Here is a 16,233-nt window from a genome sequence, read left to right on the forward strand (position 1 = left end):
GGCTGGTGCTCAGGGGTGCCTCAAGCGGAGCGAGGCACCCCTGAGCACCAGCCAGAACGGTGACCGCGGCACTGCCGGGAGCGGGCACGGGCATCGCGACCGCCTACACGCGGTCGCGCCACAGACGGTCGCGCTACACGCGTTCACGCGTTCACGCTTACACGCGGTTGCGCTTACACGCGGTTGCGCTTACACGCGGTTGCGCCTACACGCGGTTGCGCTATGCGCGGTCGCGGAGGAAGGAGACCGCCTCGGAGAGGCCGCGGTCGGTGAGGACCGGGTCGTGGCGGGGGCCGATGTCGCGCATGAACGCGTGCTCCCCGCCCCGGTACACGTGCAGCTCCAGGTCCTCGATCCCGGCCGCGTAGAGCGTCGAGACCACCTGCAGGCGCGCCGCGGCGGGCACGTGCGGGTCGTTCGAGCCGAAGATGATCAGAAGCGGACCGCGGATCTCCGACGCCTGCTGCAGCGAACCGGCGTCCGCGTCCGCGCCGAGCGCGCCGTTCTGCAGCCCGGTCGGGTAGAAGCAGACGGTCGCCGCGACCCGCTCGTCGAACGCGGCCCGGAACGCCAGGTGCCCGCCGATGCAGAACCCGGTCGCGAAGATCCGTCCCACGCCCGGGCGCGCCGACAGGTGGTCCAGCACCGCCACCCGGTCCGCGTCGAACTGCGCGGTCGTGGTCGCCGCCGCGCCGGCCAGCCCGCGCGCCTTGCCGGGATCGTCGAACTCCAGCGCCACCCCGGCCAGCTCACCGTGCGGATAGATCTCCGGCACGCAGACCACGAACCCCTCGGCCGCCAGCCGGCGCGCGGTCCGCAGCGTCGACTCGGTCAGCTGAAAGATGTCGGTGTAGAGCAGCAGCCCTGGCCATTCCCGGTCACCGACGGGCTCGATCACGATCGTCCGGATCTCCCCGGCCGCCGACGGGACGCGCACTTCCTCTTCACGCAGCTTCACGCCGCGCACCCTACCGACCCGCGCGCGCCGTCCTGACGGCTCTCACACCCTTTACCCCTTTTCCGGTACGCCGTCCGCCGCGTCGGGCTCGGGCACCGAGGAGGCGGACGGCTCGCCGGTCACCGGGTGGCGCAGACCCGGGTGCCCCTCGGGGAGCGTCCGCTGGATCACCCACCACGCCGCCGCGAGCATCACCGTGATCAGCGGCCAGCTCAGCGCCACCCGTGCCGCGGTCAGCGCCACGATCTGCCCCGCGGCGTAGAGCGGCAGGAAGACCGCGACCCGGATCACGTACTGGAGAAGCCACACCCAGCTGGCCCGCGAGTAGGCCCGGAGCAGATCGGGGTCCCGGCGCCAGCGGGTCTTCTGCCCGAGCACCGCACCGACGACGAGGCCGAGCAGCGGCCACCGGATCACGATGCTGATCGCCCAGACCAGCACGCTCGCCGCGTTGCTGAGCAGCTGGAGCAGGAAGAAGTCCTCGACCCGCCCGGTGTGCAGCGCCACCAGCGCCGCCACGCAGACCCCGAGCAGGCCGATCAGCACGGCACGCGGCTTCTCGCCCCGGCGCGACCGCCACACGGCGATCCCGATCGCGCAGACCACGGCACCGATCACCGCGGCCCACACCGAGCGCCCGATCAGCCATCCGGCGACCAGCCCGACCGCCGGCAGGGAGGCGTCCACCGCGGCCCGCCGCCCGTTGAGCAGCTCCGCCAGCGATTCCGGCTGCGCCATGCTCCACCCGTCCCTCTAAAAGTTAGGACAGCCTAACCCTAGGTGGCCCCACCGGCGATCACGAGCCCCCGCGCGCCACCCCGGGGCCCCGCGGCGCGCGACTCCATTCGTTCATGTGATTGACACCGGACGTTGGTTCGCTGGTCGGAAGGTGTCCGGGACGCTGAGGGCAGCCCCTGACCAGGATGGGGTGGAATTCGCCCGATTTTCCGTTACCTAAGCGTTATCCACGGCCGAGGGACGTCGTTCTCGCCTCGGGATGAATCGGGACATACTCTGGTCACCTTATGAACGCACGGTAACGAAAGGTGATCCGATGCGTAGCCCAGTCTTCGAGGTCCGCACCGGGCCGGACGGCAGCGTGGTGATCCACCCACGCGGTTCGGTCGGCGAGGACAAGGCCGTCGAACTACGCCAGCTCCTGGTGCACACGGTCCGCCGGGTACGCCCGCTGCGGCTGATCGTCGACCTCGCCGACGTGATCGAGCTCGACCCGATCAACCTCGGCTCCGTGGTGGCCGCCTGCGACCTGGGCGACGATCACCAGGTCGCGGTCTTCGTCGACAACCCGCAGGGCCGCCTCGCCGACCAGCTCTGCGCCGCCGGGCTGCCCCCGCAGCGGGTCCGGAACGCGCCCGCCCGCTGATCGATTCCGCGATCCGCCATCTGACGTTTGCCTGTCGTTCACCGAGCGGCGTTTAAGTTGCGACCATGACGGTCGCTCCCGGTCTGTGCCTCCCGCCCGCCGGACCCCTCACCCTCGCGGCCCGGGATCTCGCCGAGGTCCTGCTGGGCGACATGGGCAACCGATGGCTGCACAGCGCCGGTGTCGCCGCCCGCGCCGCCGAGCTGGCCGTGCGCCTCGACCTCGACGCCGACCTGCTCACCGCCGCCGCCTGGCTGCACGACATCGGGTACGCGGAGCCGACCGTCCGCTCCGGCTTCCACCCCCTCGACGGCGCCGACCACCTGACCCGGGCCGGCTGGCCGATCCGGATCGCCGGCATGGTCGCCTACCACTCCGGCGCGAAGTTCATCGCCGCCGCCCGCGGGCTCGACGAGGCGCTCTCGGCGTACCCGGAGGAGCGCACCGTCCTCGCCGACACCCTGACCTACGCCGACCAGACCGTCGGCCCCCGCGGCGACCGGGTCGACCCGGCCCAGCGCTACGCCGAGATGCTCCACCGCCACGGCCCCACCTCGTGGAACGCCCTGGTGGACCCGGACCGCGGCCCGCACCTGCGCACCATCGCCACCCGCATCGAGTCCCTGCTCGCCTGAGCAGCTGACCGCACGGCCACTCCCGGCCGGCATCCCTTTCGCTGTCGGATCCGGTCACGCTCTTGGCCGGCGCTGAGGGGTGCCTGACGCGGAGCGAGGCACCCCTCAGCACCGGCCAGAACCGGGAGCCGCGCCTCCCGCCGGGAACGGCCGCGCGGGTGCGGGTCGTCCATTCAGATCGGCAAGATCGTACGAACGGCTCTCGCCGTACTGGGAGGGCTCTGGTTTCATCTTGGGGTTTCGATCGCTGACGATTGGTTCCCCATGACTGAAACGCCCGCGGCCGGGCGTCATCGGATGCATCCGCGCAGGCTGTTCCGTGACCGTAAGCGAATACTCGGTGCCCTCGTCGTCGCGCTGTCGCTGGCGCCGCTGGCACTGATCGACACCGACGCGGACGCGGCCACCGCGCTGGCGCCGCAGCCCGGGAACTTCACCGGGTACGGGTTCGACGCGTGCACCGCGCCGTCGTCGGCGACCATGGCGACCTGGCTGGCGTCGTCGCCGTACCGGGCGGCCGGCATCTACTTCGGCGGCAACAACCGGGGCTGCACGCAGGCGAACCTCACCGCCTCCTGGGTACGCGAGCAGGTCGGGCGCGGGTGGCGGCTGATCCCGCTCTACGTCGGGCCGCAGGCCGCGTGCACCAGCACCACGAAGAAGAACCTGATCAGCAACGGCACCGCGGCGGCGCAGGGTAAGGCGGCCGCGGTGGACGCGATCGTGCAGGCCCAGGCGCTCGGGCTGTCGCGGGAGAGCGTGCTGATCTACGACATGGAGGCGTACGACACCACGAACGCGAGCTGCGTGAAGGGTGTCCTCGACTTCATCAGCGCGTGGACCGCCCGGCTGCACGACTCGGGCTACTTCTCCGGGTACTACTCCAGCGCCGGATCCGGGGTCAAGGACCAGGTCACGGCGTACGCCAAGGCCGGGTACGTCCACCCGGACTACGTCGACTTCGCCCGCTGGGACGGGGTGGTGACCGTTTCCGACACGGTCATCCCATCCACCTACTGGGCCGGGCACCGCCGGATGAAGCAGTACCAGGGCGGGCACGTGGAGACCTACGGCGGCGTCTCGATCAACATCGACAACGACTACCTGGACTTCCGGCGGCTGCCCTCGGCGAAACTCGCCGACTGGAACCGGAACGGGTGGTCCGATGTGCTGGCGCGGACCAAGAGCACCGGGAACCTCTACTCCTATCCGGGTAACGGGACCGCCGTCGTGGAGTCGTACCGGAAAAAGGTCTCGGGTGGTTTCTCGGGAATGGATCAGATCATCCGGATGGACCTGAACCGGGACGGCTATCAGGACGTCGTCGCGCGGAAGAAGTCGACCGGCGCCGTCTGGTTCTATCCGGGGAAGAGCAACGGCACGTTCGGCACCCGGAAGAAGCTCTACAAGAACCAGAAGAAGCTGCGCGAGATGACCGCGATCGGCGACTTCGACAAGGACGGGTACCCGGACATGCTGGCCGTGCAGACCAGCAACGGCGACGTCTACCTGTACCCCGGCAAGAAGGGCGCGAAGTTCGGCACCCGGAAGCACCTGGCCGGCGGGGATTGGAACGACCGGACCGAGTTCGCCGGCGGCGGCGACTTCGACGGCGACGGGCGCCAGGATCTGGTCGTCAAACTGAGGTCGACCGGCGCGATCTACCTGTACCCCGGCAAGTCCGGCGGCTTCAAGGCACGCGTCAGAATCGGCTCCGGAACGGGCCTGCGGGACCTGACCGGCATCGGCGACTTCGACCGGGACGGGCACACCGATCTGGTCGCGGTGAACGGCAGCGGATATCTGATGCTCTACCGCGGCAACGGCAAGACGCTCGCCGCCGGGATCCGCGTCTCCACCGGATACAAGGGCCGGACCCCGCTCTTCTAGAGGGTCCTTCTCCTCGCGAGGGCGCCGGCTTTCCGCCGGCGCCTTTTCGCGTACGGGCCACGAATGGGCGTCGTCCGCCCGGACAGCGGAGATCGGCCGATCATCCGACGCCCGTCCCCCGGCGCCGATCGTTGGCTCCGTGACGACCCCTCCCCGGCCCCGGAGAACCGCACGTGACGACGCCGACGCGGCGCGGTGCCCTGGTCATCGGCACCGGCCGTTACCACCACCCCGACCTCGGTGATCTGCTGGCGCCCGCCGGGGACGCGCGCGAGGTCGGCCAGGTCCTCGGCGACCGGGCCCTGGGCGGATTCGCGGTCACCACCGTGATCGACGAGACCCACGCCGGGCTGCGGAACGCGGTACGGGGCTTCCTGAGCGAGCACGGGCGCGACGACCTGGCCCTGATCTACCTCTCCGGCCACGGTCTCCTCGACGGCACCGGGAACCTGCACTTCGCCGGCGTGGACACCGACGCCACCGACCCGGCGTCGAGCGCCGTACCCGCCGAGTGGCTGTGGGCGCTGCTCAGCCGCTGCGACGCCGGCCGGCAGGTGGTGATCCTGGACTGCTGCCACGCCGGCGCGTTCGGCGGGCGCCGGTCCGCCGCCGCCCCGCTCCCCTTCCGGGGGAACCGCGGCCGGGTCGTGCTGACCTCGTCGCACGGCGGGCAGGTCGCCCTCGAACAGCGCCCCCGGTCCGGCCTCGCCCGATCGGTCTACACCGCGGCCCTGGTCGACGGGCTCCGCACCGGGGCCGCCGACCGCGACGGCGACGGGCTGGTCTCCACCTGGGACCTGCACCGGCACGTGGAGGAGGCGCTCCGGCGGGCCGGCGTCGACCAGAACCCGCAGCGGTCGCAGTACGCCCGCGGGGGTGAGATCTACCTGGCGCGCAGCCCGCTCGGCGTCCAGGACCCGGCGTCGCGGATCCCGGCCCGGCTACGGCCGCCGAAGCGCCGGTCGTTCTGCGCGATCTTCGGGGCCGCCGCTCGGTGAGCGCGATCTTCGGGGCCGCCGCTCGTTGAGCAGGGCGATGAACGGGCGAATGCGACGACGAGTCCTGCTGACCGGTGGTGGGTCGGCGATCCTTGCGGCGGCGATGGCCGCGGCGGCCGGTGCCCAGGCGCGCCGGGACGGTCCCCCGGCGGCGCGGCCGAGCGGGCCACCCGGGAGGGAGCGGGTGGAGCAGCGCTTCTCGTCCGCGCGCGGGCAGACCGTCGACTTCTACACCGCGGTCCCGGCCGGGCACGGCGACGGGCGCGGGCTGCCGGTCTGCCTCATCCTGCACGGCGGTACCAAGCGTCCCGCCGACTACCCGGCGCTCGGCCTGGGCCGCTTCCTCACCGACGCGGTCCGGCACGGTGCCGCCCCGTTCGTGCTGGCCGGCGCGGACGGCGACCGCCTGGCCTGGCAGCCGGGCGGCCGGGACGACCCGCAGCGGATGGTCCACCAGGAGTTGCCGGCCTGGTGCGCCGAGCGGGGCTTCGACACCGCCCGGACGTCGGCGTGGGGCTGGTCGATGGGCGGCTCCGGCGCGCTGCTGCTGGCCGAGTCCTTCCCGGACTCGCTGCGCTCGGTGGCCGCCTTCTCCCCGGCGGTCACTCCGGGCGACGCGGTGTTCCGGCAGGTGGCTGCCTTGCGTACGGTCCCGGTCGGCCTGTGGTGCGGTACCGGCGACGGCCTGCTCGACGACGTCAAGGCGCTGCGCACGGCGATGCCGGTCAAGCCGGTCGCGGGCGGATACGCCCCGGGCCGCCACGACTTCGGCTACTGGAGCACCCAGATCCCGGCGGCCTTCGCCTTCCTCGCCCGCACGCTGAGCCCCTGACCGCGGCGGCCCGGCCGGCGGATCCCCGGGGCGGCGGGCCCGTGTGCCGGCCCGCCGGATCGTCACGCTCGGGGACGGCCGCGGCCGGGCCTCCCGCGTGAGTCGTTCCTACTGGTCGGGCAGGGTGAAGATGACCCGGGTGCCGCCGCCCTCGTTGTCGTCGACGCGGATGGTGCCGCCGTGGCGGTCGACGATGCGCAGGCAGCTGGAGAGGCCGATGCCGTGGCCGGCCGCGGTGGTGCCGTCGACGCGGGCGAACATGTCGAAGACCCGGGTGCGCTGGTTCTCCGGGATGCCGACCCCGTTGTCCGCGACCGTGATCGCCCAGGCGGCGGACTCGCGGGCCGCGGTGACCTCGATGCGGGCCGGGCGGGACGGGTGCCGGTACTTGATGGCGTTGGCGATCAGGTTCTGCAGGAGCTGACGGGCCAGCACCGGGTCGCAGGCGATCTCCGGGAGACACTCGGGGGTCACCACCTCGGCGCAGCTGGACACGATCTCCGCGTTCAGGTCGGCGGTGACCTGGTCGAAGACGTCACCCAGGTCGGCGCGGACCCGGCTGACCGGAGCGCTGCCGGCCCGGGCGTACCCCAGAAGGGAACCGATCAGATCGCGCATCCGGGTCACCGCCCGGGTGGCGGCGGCCACCCAACTGGCGGACTGGGGGTCGGTGATCTCATCGCCGAGCAGCTCCAGGTAACCGCCGACCGCGGCCAGCGGGGCGACCAGGTCGTGGCTGACCGCGCCGGCGAAGTTGGTCAGGTCGGTGTTGGAGCGGCGCAGGTCGGCGTTGGCCGCGGCCAGCTCGCGGCGGGCGTTCTCGATGGCCCGTTGCTGGGCCCGGTCGTTGGTGACGTCGTTCATCGCGACCACCGCGCCGAGCGGGACGCCCTCCGCGGAGACCAGGGCACGGCCGCTGACGCTCACGTGGGTGAAGCCGCCCGGGCGCTTGATGATCATCTCGACGTCGTGCACCTCGCCCTCGCGCAGGGCGCGCAGCAGCGGGATCCGGTCGACCGGGAAGAACGTCTCGCCGTCCGGCTCGTAGAGCGAGTACGTGCCGGAGAGATCCTCCGGGTCGACGGTGGGGTCGGCGTCCATCCCGTGCCACTCGCGGGCGGCCCGGTTGAAGAGGGTGAGGCGTCCGGACTGGTCGCAGGCGACCACCGCGACGTCGATCGTCTCCAGCAGGGTGTCGGTCCAGCGCTGCCGGGATTCGGCGATCACCGCGAGCTCGCCGTTGAGGCGGGCCTGCCGGCGGCGCTCGAAGAGGGCCACGATGATCTCGGCGAGGTCCTTGAGCCGGGCGATCTGGTCGTCGTCGAGGGTGCGCACCTCGTTGTGGAAGACGCAGAGCGAGCCGAGGGCGTACCCGTCCGGGGTGATCAGCGGGGCGGAGGCGTAGAAGCGCACGTCGGCGAGGATCCCGGTGACCCACGGGTTCCCCTCGTAGAGCGGGTGCCGGCTGGCGTCCGGGGTGTACGTGAACTCACCGGTCTCGAAACGGATCGCGCACATCGAGTCGGTCCGCGCCGAGTCGGCGCCGTCGAAGCCGACCGTGGTCAGCTGGCACTGGCGGTTCTCGTCGATCAGGTTCAGGGTGGCGGTGGGCACCCCCGCGACCGCGGCCGCGACCCGCACGACCGCCTCCAGTTCGTCCCCGGCCGGGGCGTCGAGCAGGCGGTACTCGTGCAGCGCGGCGAGCCGGCGCTGCTCGTGATCCAGCCCGGGCTCGACGAGATGCATGTCTGTCTGATCGGCACCGGGGTCACGAACCTGACCCGGAGGCCGCGCGTGCCCGGCCGAGCAGACCGTCGATCACCCCGCGCATCCGGGCTATCTCGGCCACCGCGGCGCCGGCCCGCTCGTGGCCCTCGTCGGCGAGCAGGTCGAGGTAGCCGCAGACCGCGGAGAGCGGGGCGACCAGGTCGTGGCTGACCGCGGCGGCGAAGTTGGTCAGGTCGGTGTTCGAGCGGCGCAGCTCGGCGTTGGCGTCGGCGAGCCGGCCCCGGGCCTGCTCGATCAGGCGCTGCCGGGTGCGCTCGGCGGTCAGGTCCTGCAGTGCCAGTACGCCGCCGACCACCAGGCCCTCCTTGTCCAGGATCGGCCGGGCGTTGGCGCGCGCGGGCATCGGCTCACCGGCGGGACGGCCGACCGCGAGCTCCCGGCGGCTGACCACGACGCGCTCCCGGATGGCCTTGATCAACGGCATCCGCTCGGGTGGTATCGGCGTGACGCCGTCCGGTTCGTACAGGAGGATCTTGGCCTTGGCCTCCTGGTACTCGGTGCCGTTCATGTTCTCGCCGTGCAGCCGGCTGGCGGCCTTGTTGAAGAGGGTGATCTCGCCGGACGGGTCCACCGCGATCACCGCGGAGTCGACGTTGTCGAGCACGGCCTCGGTCCGCTGGTACCGCAGCTGGATGGTGCCGGCGAGATCGGCGGCGATCCGGGCGTCCCGGTACCGCTCGAAGAAACCGATCACGATGCCGGCCAGCGCGGTGAGCCGGGCGATCTGGTCGCCGGTCAGCGCCCGGGGCTCGTCGTCGACCACGCAGAGCGTGCCGAGGGCGTACCCGGCCGGGGTGACCAGGGGCGCGGCGGCGTAGAACCGGACGTTGCCGCGCTCGCCGGTGACCCACGGGTTGGTCCGGTACGCCGGATCGAGGCGGGCGTCGGGCACGTGGGTGAAGCGGCCGGACTCGAAGCGGACGGTGCACATCGAGTCGGCCCGCGGGCAGCTCATCGGGGTCGCGCCGACCGCGACCAGCTGGGTCAGCCGATTCCGGTCGATCAGGTTGATGCCTGCCGTGGGCACCCCGGCGACCGCGGCGGCCACCCGCGCCACCGCGTGCAACTCCTCCGCGGGTGGCGTGTCGAACAGCCGGTACGCGTTCATCACCGCGATCCGGCGCATCTCACGATCCACCTTCGGGCGCCTGGGCTCCACATGCTGCTCATCGTCCGGAAAGGCCCCCGCGTGAGTGAATCACGGCACCTTGCAGATGCGGCGCAGCATGGCGTCCAGGGCGCTCTTGTCACTCTCGGACACAGGCAGGGCGGTGGCCAGCGGGTCGGCGCCGTCCAGGGAGACGTGCGCGAGGAACTCGTAGGGCTTCTTGACCTCGGCGAAGGCGTGCAGGTCGCAGCGGTTCGGCCGGACGGTGAGCGGGATCTCGGCCCGCGGGTTCGCGGCGGTGAGCACGGTCGAGGTCAGCACGGTCGAGACCGGCACGGTCGTGGCGGGTGGGGTCGTGGCGGGTGCGGTACCGGGCGTGAGGTCGTACATGACGTTGCCGTCGAGCTCGCGGACCTGAACGGTTCCGGTCGCGGCGGCGGTACGCTCGATCGTCAGGCTGCCGGTCAGCCCGGTCGCGCCGTGATCGGTCCACGGGCCGAAGGCGAGCGTGACGCTCTGCTGGATACGCCGGGTGGCGCAGTCGTCGGCGAGCAGCCTGTCGAGCAGCGGATTCGGGTAGGGGAGCGCCAGGGTGAGCCGCTGCCAGCGGGTGGCGCCGTCCGGGCGGGCGGTGACCACGACGTGCGAGGCGACGGCGCGGGCGTCGCAGGTCCGGCCGGTGCCGTAGGAGACCGGTACGTCGACGCGCAGGCCACCGACCGGCAGGAGCGCGTCGGTGCCGACCGCGGCCGCACCGTCGAAATCGGGCAGCACCGGCTCGACCCGGGAGACGTGCACCGGGACCGCGCCGTCGTTGTACAGGGCGACGGCGAGCTGCCGGTTGACCTCGTGGACGCGCCACTGCTCGCCGGTCGCGCGCAGCCGGAGCGCCGGCCCGGCCGCCGGGGAGGACTCCCGGGAACAGGCCGCGAGGAGCACCCCGGCCAGGACCAGCGCCACCACTCGCCTGCTGTGCACGGACGGACTGTAGCGCCCCCTCGCCATCGGCGATCGCCGATAGACTCCGGCGATGGACTTTCTGAAGCCCTTCGTCCTGACTGTCCCGTCTTGCACGGTGGAGCGGCAGGAGACCATCGATCTCCACCTGCCCGGCGAGATCGTCCGGCCACGCCCGGCGATCGTGTTCGTGCACGGCGGGCCGTTGCCGCCCTTCCTCACGCCGCGTGACTGGCCGCGTTTCCAGGGGTACGGCGGGCTGGCGGCCGCCCGGGGAGCGGTGGGTGTGGTCGCCGGGCACGGCCTGCACACCCCGGCGGACTACCCGACCGCGGCGGCGGACGTGGCGGCGGCGATCGAGACGGTCCGCAGCGATCCACGGGTGGACGAGGAGCGGGTGGCACTCTGGTTCTTCTCCGGCAGCGGGCTACTCGCGGCGGACTGGCTGCGGCAGCCGCCGTCCTGGCTGCGCGGGGTGGCGCTGAGCTACCCGTTCGTGGTGCCGTACCCGGAGTGGAACGTGCCCGAGCGGTTCGTGCCGGTGGCGAGCGGCGAGGTCCCGGTGGTGCTGACCCGGGTGGGCCGGGAGGAGCCCAGGGTGGCGGAGGGCGTGGCGGCCTTCGTGGCGGGGGCGGCGAACCTGGAGATCGTGGACGTACCGCAGGGGCGGCACGGGTTCGACGTCGTCGACGACGATGACGCGTCGCGCGCGGCGATCGAGCGGGCGATGGACCTGATCATGGCGACCCTGGCCTAGCCCATGCCCCGGAAGCCGGCGTGGCCTCGCCGGCCGTCGGGTGCCGCACCCACACACGCCGTGGCAGTCCGCCGGTCAACGGGTGACGCTCGGGGTGCGGTGATCCATTCGGGCGCCGGACGGATCGTGCCGATGCGGATGCGGCCGCTCAGCCTGGCGGAACGGCAAGTCGAGACTCCTACGGTGCGCCTATCCGCGCTACTGGCGGGCGACCGCGACATCGACGGGAGGACCGGGCTGCGGCTGACCGACTACGTCGAGGAGATCACCGCATCGGGGTTCCCCGCCATCCGGGGGCTGCCGCCGCGTGTCCGGCGAGCCGAGTTGGACGCGTATCTGGACAACGTCGTGGAGCGGGAGTTCCCGGAACAGGGCTATCCGGTCCGCCGTCCGGCGGTACTGCGCGCCTGGCTTGCCGCCTATGCCGCAGCGACATCGACGACGGCGACCTATGCGAGGATTCTCGACGCGGCGACCGCCGGGCTGGCGAACAAACCGGCTAAGGACACCACCCTCGCCTACCGTGACGCCCTGTCCTCGTTGTGGCTGCTCGATGATCTGCCGGCATGGATTCCCGGCCACAGCCATCTGGACCGGCTCGGCCAGTCGTCCCGGCACCATCTGGCCGACCCCGCGCTGGCCGCTCGATTGCTAGGTGACGTTGCGGTCGTGCCGTTGGCTCTACTCGGCCCCTGATCAGTGGGGGACGCCCGGACTTCCCCGCAACCCGCGCGCTCGGGCGATCGGTCGTGGCACCGCCACCCGCACCGCGTCTTCGCTGCCCACCGTCCGCAGGCCTGCTTTCGCGGATCACGGCGGTGTGGAACAGCGGCGCGGAACACCGGCTAACGGCCGACCTCGAACAGCGCGCAGGGATCGCAGTCCGGCGGCGCCGGGTCGAGGGTGACGGCGTACGTGCCGGAGGCGGCCTCCCCGGGGATGCGCCAGCGGGCGGTCGCGTGCCCGAGGTCGTCGGTGGTGAACGACGTGGAGTAGGTCGCATCGGCACCGGTGACCAGGACGTCGACCCGGGATCCGGGCGGGTAGCCGTTGACGGTCACCCGGACCCGGTCGCCGGGGCGCATCCACGGGCGCTCCCGCGTGGTACGGAAGGTGGCCTGCGGGGCGGCGGGCTCGGGTGGGGTGCTCAGCTCGGGTTCGGGCTCGGGTTCGGGCTCGTGTTCCGTCGCCGGGGACGGGCTCACGGGGACGGGCTCCGGCTCCCGGAGCAGGGGCGGGGCGGGTTCCGCCGAGGAGGCTGCTGGGCGGGGGTAGGCCTTCGCGGGCGGTGGGACGGGGCGGCGCCACACTCGCGTGCGGGCGGGTGCGGGCTTCACCTCTCGGGTCGCGGTGGGTGCGGGTCTCGCCGTCGTGGACCGTACCGGAGGAAGGGTTTCCGGGTTTCTGCCGGGATTCCCGGTGGTCTTCCGTGTGGGTGCGGGGCGCTCGGCCGGGAGCGGCTGCACCGGAGCGGCCAGGACGTCCGGATCGCGGATCACCGGCAGGTCACGCCGGTCGTCCAGGCCGTCCGTGCTGCCACATCCCGTCGCGCCCAGCGCCAGCATCGCCGCCACCAGCAACAGCCGTACCCTCATCGGATCACCCCGTCACCACGATCCGGCCCTCGGAGATCAGCCGGCGCTCGCGGTCCTCGCTCAGGCCGTCGACCCGGAACCAGTACACGCCGTCCTCCTCCAGGGGGTCGCCGTTGATGCCCGGCTTGAAGTACCAGGAGGCGGGCAGGTCGTCGGCGACCCAGCGGGCCGGCACGGACACCTGGCGGCCCTCCGGGTTGACGATGGTCAGCCAGGGGATCGGGAAGGGGGCGTACCCGGCCACGCAGAGCAGGGCGGGACCGCGGCGCGCGACCGTCATGGTCTGGCCGGAGTCGCCGGGGCGGAACGGCGGATCGCAGTCGTCGGGGTCGGGGGCGCGGGCCGGGCGGTGCCGGGTGATGCCCTGCGCCGGGCCGGCGGGGGCGACGGGGTGCGGGCGGGAGCGGGTCCTGGCGGGCTTCGGGGCGGCGGGCTTCACCCTGTCGATGACCTGCTGCACGGCCGGGGTCCTGTCCCCCGCGGCCGTCGGCACGGGCTTTTCCGCCGGGGGCCGCGGCGGCAGGGTCACCGGTGTTCCCCCCGGGGGCATCCCGGTGGCTCTACCCGGCGTTCCGGCTACGGCCGGGGGCCTGGCCACCCCGGTCCGGCGCTCCCGCGCGGGCGGCTCGACGAACGCCGGTCCACCGATACCGTTACCGCTGTTCCCCCGGACGGAGCCGTGCCCGGAGCCGGTGCCGCCTGCCGTCGGCGCGGTGGTGAGGACCGCGGTCGGCTCGTCGCCCTCCGGGCCGAACGTCTCGATCGGCACGGGATAGGCGTCCGAGGGGATGTCCAGGGGGTTCGGCGCCGCGTTCGCCCCCGGCAGGTCGTCGGTGTAGGTCACCCGGTCGTCCCCGGTGCACGCCGCGGCCGCCGTCAGCGAGAGGGTGGCGACCATGACCGCACCGAGCCTGCGATGCCGGGCCGGCCGGGGGTGGGCCGGCCTGGTGTGGGCGCTGTCCATCCGTGGGGTCCGCTCGATCGGGGACGCCACCACCGGCGCCCGTGCGTGCCCACTATGACCGATAAAGTACGTTTTGTCCGTCTAGCCACCGCATGATCCACCACTCGGGTGATGCTGACACTCAGTGCCAGTAAGTCACCACGCGTCGCGCTGACTACACTGGAGGCATGAGCAGCGAGGGCCTGTGGAGCCGTACCCGCCGGGCGGCGATCGAGGAGATCAGCGAGGTCGCGATGAGCCTCTTCCTGGAGAAGGGCTTCGACGCCACCACGATCGACGACATTGCGGCCGCCGCCGGCATCTCCCGCCGCTCGTTCTTCCGGTACTTCGGCACCAAGGAGGACATCGTCCTGGGCAACCTGGCCGCCGAGGGCCTGCGCGCCCGCGACATCCTGGCCACCCGCCCGGACGGCGAGCCGATCTGGGCCTCCCTGCTCCACGTGCTGATGAGCCTCGACGCCGAGCCCGCCGACCACGACAGACTTCTGAAGATCTCCGAGATGATGTACGGCACCCCCTCGCTCCGCGCCCGCCACGTCGAGAAGCACCTGCAGTGGCAGGCCGACCTGCTCCCGGAGGTCCGCCGGCGCCTCCCGGAGACCGGCGACGGGCTGGACGACCTGCGCGCCACCGCGATCCTCGCCACCGCCATCGCCTGCCTCGACTCCGCCGGCAAGGTGTGGACCGAGCGCCGCGGCGAGGTACCCCTGCACGATCTCCTCGCGGCCGCCTTCACCGCGGTGACCAGCACGTCCTGAGAGGCATGGGGGTTAACCCCACCCCGAAGACGGTGGACTCCCGGATAGAGAACGATCAACGTTTTTCCTACCGTCGAAGCAGGTCGAACGAGACCTCAACCGACGGAGGGAACGACATGCGAGCAAACCTCGGCCGATGGACGCTGGCCACGACCCTGGTCGCCGTCCTGGTCGCCGGCAGCGCTCTGCCCGCCGCCGCGGCGGCCGCATCCCGGCCGAACCGTCTGCAGAGCGCGGCGGACGATCTCCACCGCTTAGGGATCACCGGCGTGCAGACCCTCTCCCGTACGCCACACGGACAGGACGCCGCCCGCGCCGGAGTGGCCGACCTGGAGAAGCAGACGCCGGTGCCGGCCGACGGCTACTTCCGGATGGGCAGCAACACCAAGACCTTCGTCGCGGTGGTCACGCTGCAACTGGCCGGCGAGGGACGGCTGTCGCTCGACGACACGGTCGAGCACTGGCTGCCCGGCGTGGTCACCGGCAACGGCAACGACGGCGGGCGGATCACCGTGCGCAACCTGCTGCAGCACACCAGCGGCCTCTACAACTACACGCGGGACATCGACGTGCTGGGCACGGCCGACGGCTACCTGGCCCACCGGTACGACCACTACGACCCGGCCGGCCTGATCGCGATCGCGGTGAAGCACGAGCCCGGCTTCGAGCCCGGCACGCACTGGGACTACTCCAACACCAACTACGTCCTGGCCGGCATGATCATCGAGAGGGCGACCGGCCACTCCTGGGGCAGCGAGGTGCGGTCCCGGATCCTGCGCCCGCTCGGCCTGCGCCACACGGTGGTCCCCGGCGACCGCGCGACGGTGCCGGACCCGCACGCCGAGGGCTACCAGCAGTGGGAGCCGGGCGCCGGGCTCGTCGACACCACCATCCTCAACCCGAGCGTCGCCGACGCGGCCGGCAGCCTGATCACCACCCCGTCCGACCTGGCCACGTTCTGGCAGGCGCTCCAGCAGGGCCGCCTGCTCAAGCCGGCCCAGATGACCCAGATGCACCAGACGGTCCTCGCCGAGACCATGCAGGACTACTACCCCGGCATCCGCTACGGCCTCGGCATCATGTGGACCCCGTCCGACTGCGGCGGCTTCTGGCTCCACCCGGGCGACGTCCCCGGCACCAGCACCTGGAACGCGGTCAGCACCAACGGCTCCCGCGTCGCCATCGTCTCCCTGACGACCCAGCTCGCCGACCCGACCACCTCCGCGGCGGTCGAGACCCGGACGGGCGAGCTCCTGAACGACGTCATCTGCCACTCGTAGCCCGACGACGCCCGCCCACGGTCCGCCCCGCGCCCCACGGCGCGAGGCGGACCGGTGCTCGCAGGGAAATCCCCTGCCACTCGATCGCGTCCCGGCCGGCCACGCCCCAGACACGCGTCCCCGCCGGCCACGCCCCAGACACGCGTCCCGCACAGACACGCGTCACGGTCAGGGGCGCCCGCCACCTCGCCACCACCGCGCCACCTCGCCACCGCGCCGCCCGCCGCCGCGCCACCTCGGCGTCTCCCCGGACCGGTTCCGGATCCGGTTGCTCGTGATCGTCTCGCTCTGCATCGGCGTGCTCGTCTCCGCCTCCGGCAGCATCGGCT

Annotated in this window: 16 protein-coding genes; 9 read left to right on the forward strand and 7 right to left on the reverse strand. The window is 72.4% G+C overall.

Going from position 1 to position 16,233, the window contains the following annotated elements; all coding sequences use genetic code 11:
• Positions 1-220: 220 nt before the first annotated feature.
• Together AB0M08_RS45785 and AB0M08_RS45790 are read right to left on the reverse strand one after the other, a co-directional pair.
• Positions 221-958, reverse strand: coding sequence for a dienelactone hydrolase family protein (locus AB0M08_RS45785; RefSeq protein WP_364508155.1), 738 nt, complete (start codon positions 956-958; stop codon positions 221-223).
• Between the two features lie 51 nt (positions 959-1,009).
• Complete coding sequence (locus AB0M08_RS45790; protein ID WP_364508157.1) at positions 1,010-1,696, reverse strand: DUF3159 domain-containing protein; 687 nt, start codon at positions 1,694-1,696, stop codon at positions 1,010-1,012.
• Positions 1,697-2,012: 316 nt separating this feature from the next.
• On the opposite strand from AB0M08_RS45790, the gene AB0M08_RS45795 reads away from it, so the two are divergent.
• From AB0M08_RS45795 to AB0M08_RS45815, 5 genes are all read left to right on the forward strand, one after another.
• On the forward strand, positions 2,013-2,342 hold the full coding sequence (locus AB0M08_RS45795; protein WP_364508160.1) for a hypothetical protein: 330 nt from the start codon (positions 2,013-2,015) through the stop codon (positions 2,340-2,342).
• Positions 2,343-2,407: 65 nt separating this feature from the next.
• Entirely contained in the window at positions 2,408-2,977 is a 570-nt protein-coding gene (locus AB0M08_RS45800) for an HD domain-containing protein (RefSeq protein WP_364508163.1), read from the forward strand.
• A 264-nt stretch (positions 2,978-3,241) separates the two neighbouring features.
• Positions 3,242-4,867 carry a glycoside hydrolase domain-containing protein gene (locus AB0M08_RS45805; RefSeq protein WP_364508166.1) on the forward strand — a complete coding sequence of 542 codons (1,626 nt, stop codon included), beginning with the start codon at positions 3,242-3,244 and terminating at the stop codon, positions 4,865-4,867.
• Positions 4,868-5,040: 173 nt separating this feature from the next.
• Entirely contained in the window at positions 5,041-5,865 is an 825-nt protein-coding gene (locus AB0M08_RS45810; RefSeq protein ID WP_364508169.1) for a caspase family protein, read from the forward strand.
• A gap of 49 nt (positions 5,866-5,914) precedes the next feature.
• On the forward strand, positions 5,915-6,697 hold the full coding sequence (locus tag AB0M08_RS45815) for an alpha/beta hydrolase-fold protein (protein ID WP_364508175.1): 783 nt from the start codon (positions 5,915-5,917) through the stop codon (positions 6,695-6,697).
• 108 nt (positions 6,698-6,805) lie between these two features.
• Here AB0M08_RS45815 and AB0M08_RS45820 read toward each other — a convergent pair whose 3' ends face one another.
• The 3 genes from AB0M08_RS45820 to AB0M08_RS45830 all read right to left on the reverse strand — a co-directional run bounded on the left by AB0M08_RS45820 (position 6,806) and on the right by AB0M08_RS45830 (position 10,571).
• Positions 6,806-8,443, reverse strand: coding sequence for an ATP-binding protein (locus AB0M08_RS45820; protein WP_364508178.1), 1,638 nt, complete (start codon positions 8,441-8,443; stop codon positions 6,806-6,808).
• 22 nt (positions 8,444-8,465) lie between these two features.
• On the reverse strand, positions 8,466-9,611 hold the full coding sequence (locus tag AB0M08_RS45825; protein WP_364508181.1) for a PAS domain-containing protein: 1,146 nt from the start codon (positions 9,609-9,611) through the stop codon (positions 8,466-8,468).
• 72 nt (positions 9,612-9,683) lie between these two features.
• The gene (locus AB0M08_RS45830; RefSeq protein WP_364508184.1) at positions 9,684-10,571 is read right to left on the reverse strand and encodes a hypothetical protein; all 888 of its coding nucleotides are present in this window, start codon (positions 10,569-10,571) and stop codon (positions 9,684-9,686) included.
• A 52-nt stretch (positions 10,572-10,623) separates the two neighbouring features.
• On the opposite strand from AB0M08_RS45830, the gene AB0M08_RS45835 reads away from it, so the two are divergent.
• Both AB0M08_RS45835 and AB0M08_RS45840 read left to right on the forward strand, forming a co-directional pair.
• The gene (locus AB0M08_RS45835; protein ID WP_364508186.1) at positions 10,624-11,307 is read left to right on the forward strand and encodes an alpha/beta hydrolase; all 684 of its coding nucleotides are present in this window, start codon (positions 10,624-10,626) and stop codon (positions 11,305-11,307) included.
• A 99-nt stretch (positions 11,308-11,406) separates the two neighbouring features.
• Entirely contained in the window at positions 11,407-12,003 is a 597-nt protein-coding gene (locus AB0M08_RS45840) for a hypothetical protein (protein WP_364508189.1), read from the forward strand.
• A gap of 149 nt (positions 12,004-12,152) precedes the next feature.
• Here AB0M08_RS45840 and AB0M08_RS45845 read toward each other — a convergent pair whose 3' ends face one another.
• On the reverse strand, positions 12,153-12,902 hold the full coding sequence (locus tag AB0M08_RS45845; protein ID WP_364508191.1) for a hypothetical protein: 750 nt from the start codon (positions 12,900-12,902) through the stop codon (positions 12,153-12,155).
• Positions 12,903-12,906: 4 nt separating this feature from the next.
• Positions 12,907-13,800: a hypothetical protein gene (locus AB0M08_RS45850; RefSeq protein ID WP_364508194.1), complete on the reverse strand. Its 894-nt coding sequence runs from the start codon at positions 13,798-13,800 to the stop codon at positions 12,907-12,909.
• Positions 13,801-14,033: 233 nt separating this feature from the next.
• Between AB0M08_RS45850 and AB0M08_RS45855 the strand changes: the two genes are divergently transcribed.
• Both AB0M08_RS45855 and AB0M08_RS45860 read left to right on the forward strand, forming a co-directional pair.
• Positions 14,034-14,624, forward strand: coding sequence for a TetR family transcriptional regulator (locus AB0M08_RS45855; protein WP_364508197.1), 591 nt, complete (start codon positions 14,034-14,036; stop codon positions 14,622-14,624).
• Positions 14,625-14,740: 116 nt separating this feature from the next.
• Entirely contained in the window at positions 14,741-15,904 is a 1,164-nt protein-coding gene (locus AB0M08_RS45860) for a serine hydrolase domain-containing protein (protein WP_364508200.1), read from the forward strand.
• Positions 15,905-16,233: the final 329 nt, after the last annotated feature.

Source organism: Actinoplanes sp. NPDC051851 (assembly GCF_040681165.1).
Classification (GTDB): domain Bacteria; phylum Actinomycetota; class Actinomycetes; order Mycobacteriales; family Micromonosporaceae; genus Actinoplanes.

What these genes read in the sequence shown, in the direction of transcription:
- AB0M08_RS45790 (WP_364508157.1), bottom strand. Translation starts at nt 1,696, where the DNA reads ATGGCGCAGCCGGAATCGCTGGCGGAGCTGCTCAACGGGCGGCGGGCC.
- AB0M08_RS45795 (WP_364508160.1), top strand. Translation starts at nt 2,013, where the DNA reads ATGCGTAGCCCAGTCTTCGAGGTCCGCACCGGGCCGGACGGCAGCGTG.
- AB0M08_RS45800 (WP_364508163.1), top strand. Translation starts at nt 2,408, where the DNA reads ATGACGGTCGCTCCCGGTCTGTGCCTCCCGCCCGCCGGACCCCTCACC.
- AB0M08_RS45805 (WP_364508166.1), top strand. Translation starts at nt 3,242, where the DNA reads ATGACTGAAACGCCCGCGGCCGGGCGTCATCGGATGCATCCGCGCAGG.
- AB0M08_RS45815 (WP_364508175.1), top strand. Translation starts at nt 5,915, where the DNA reads ATGCGACGACGAGTCCTGCTGACCGGTGGTGGGTCGGCGATCCTTGCG.
- AB0M08_RS45820 (WP_364508178.1), bottom strand. Translation starts at nt 8,443, where the DNA reads ATGCATCTCGTCGAGCCCGGGCTGGATCACGAGCAGCGCCGGCTCGCC.
- AB0M08_RS45825 (WP_364508181.1), bottom strand. Translation starts at nt 9,611, where the DNA reads ATGCGCCGGATCGCGGTGATGAACGCGTACCGGCTGTTCGACACGCCA.
- AB0M08_RS45835 (WP_364508186.1), top strand. Translation starts at nt 10,624, where the DNA reads ATGGACTTTCTGAAGCCCTTCGTCCTGACTGTCCCGTCTTGCACGGTG.
- AB0M08_RS45845 (WP_364508191.1), bottom strand. Translation starts at nt 12,902, where the DNA reads ATGAGGGTACGGCTGTTGCTGGTGGCGGCGATGCTGGCGCTGGGCGCG.
- AB0M08_RS45850 (WP_364508194.1), bottom strand. Translation starts at nt 13,800, where the DNA reads ATGGTCGCCACCCTCTCGCTGACGGCGGCCGCGGCGTGCACCGGGGAC.
- AB0M08_RS45855 (WP_364508197.1), top strand. Translation starts at nt 14,034, where the DNA reads ATGAGCAGCGAGGGCCTGTGGAGCCGTACCCGCCGGGCGGCGATCGAG.
- AB0M08_RS45860 (WP_364508200.1), top strand. Translation starts at nt 14,741, where the DNA reads ATGCGAGCAAACCTCGGCCGATGGACGCTGGCCACGACCCTGGTCGCC.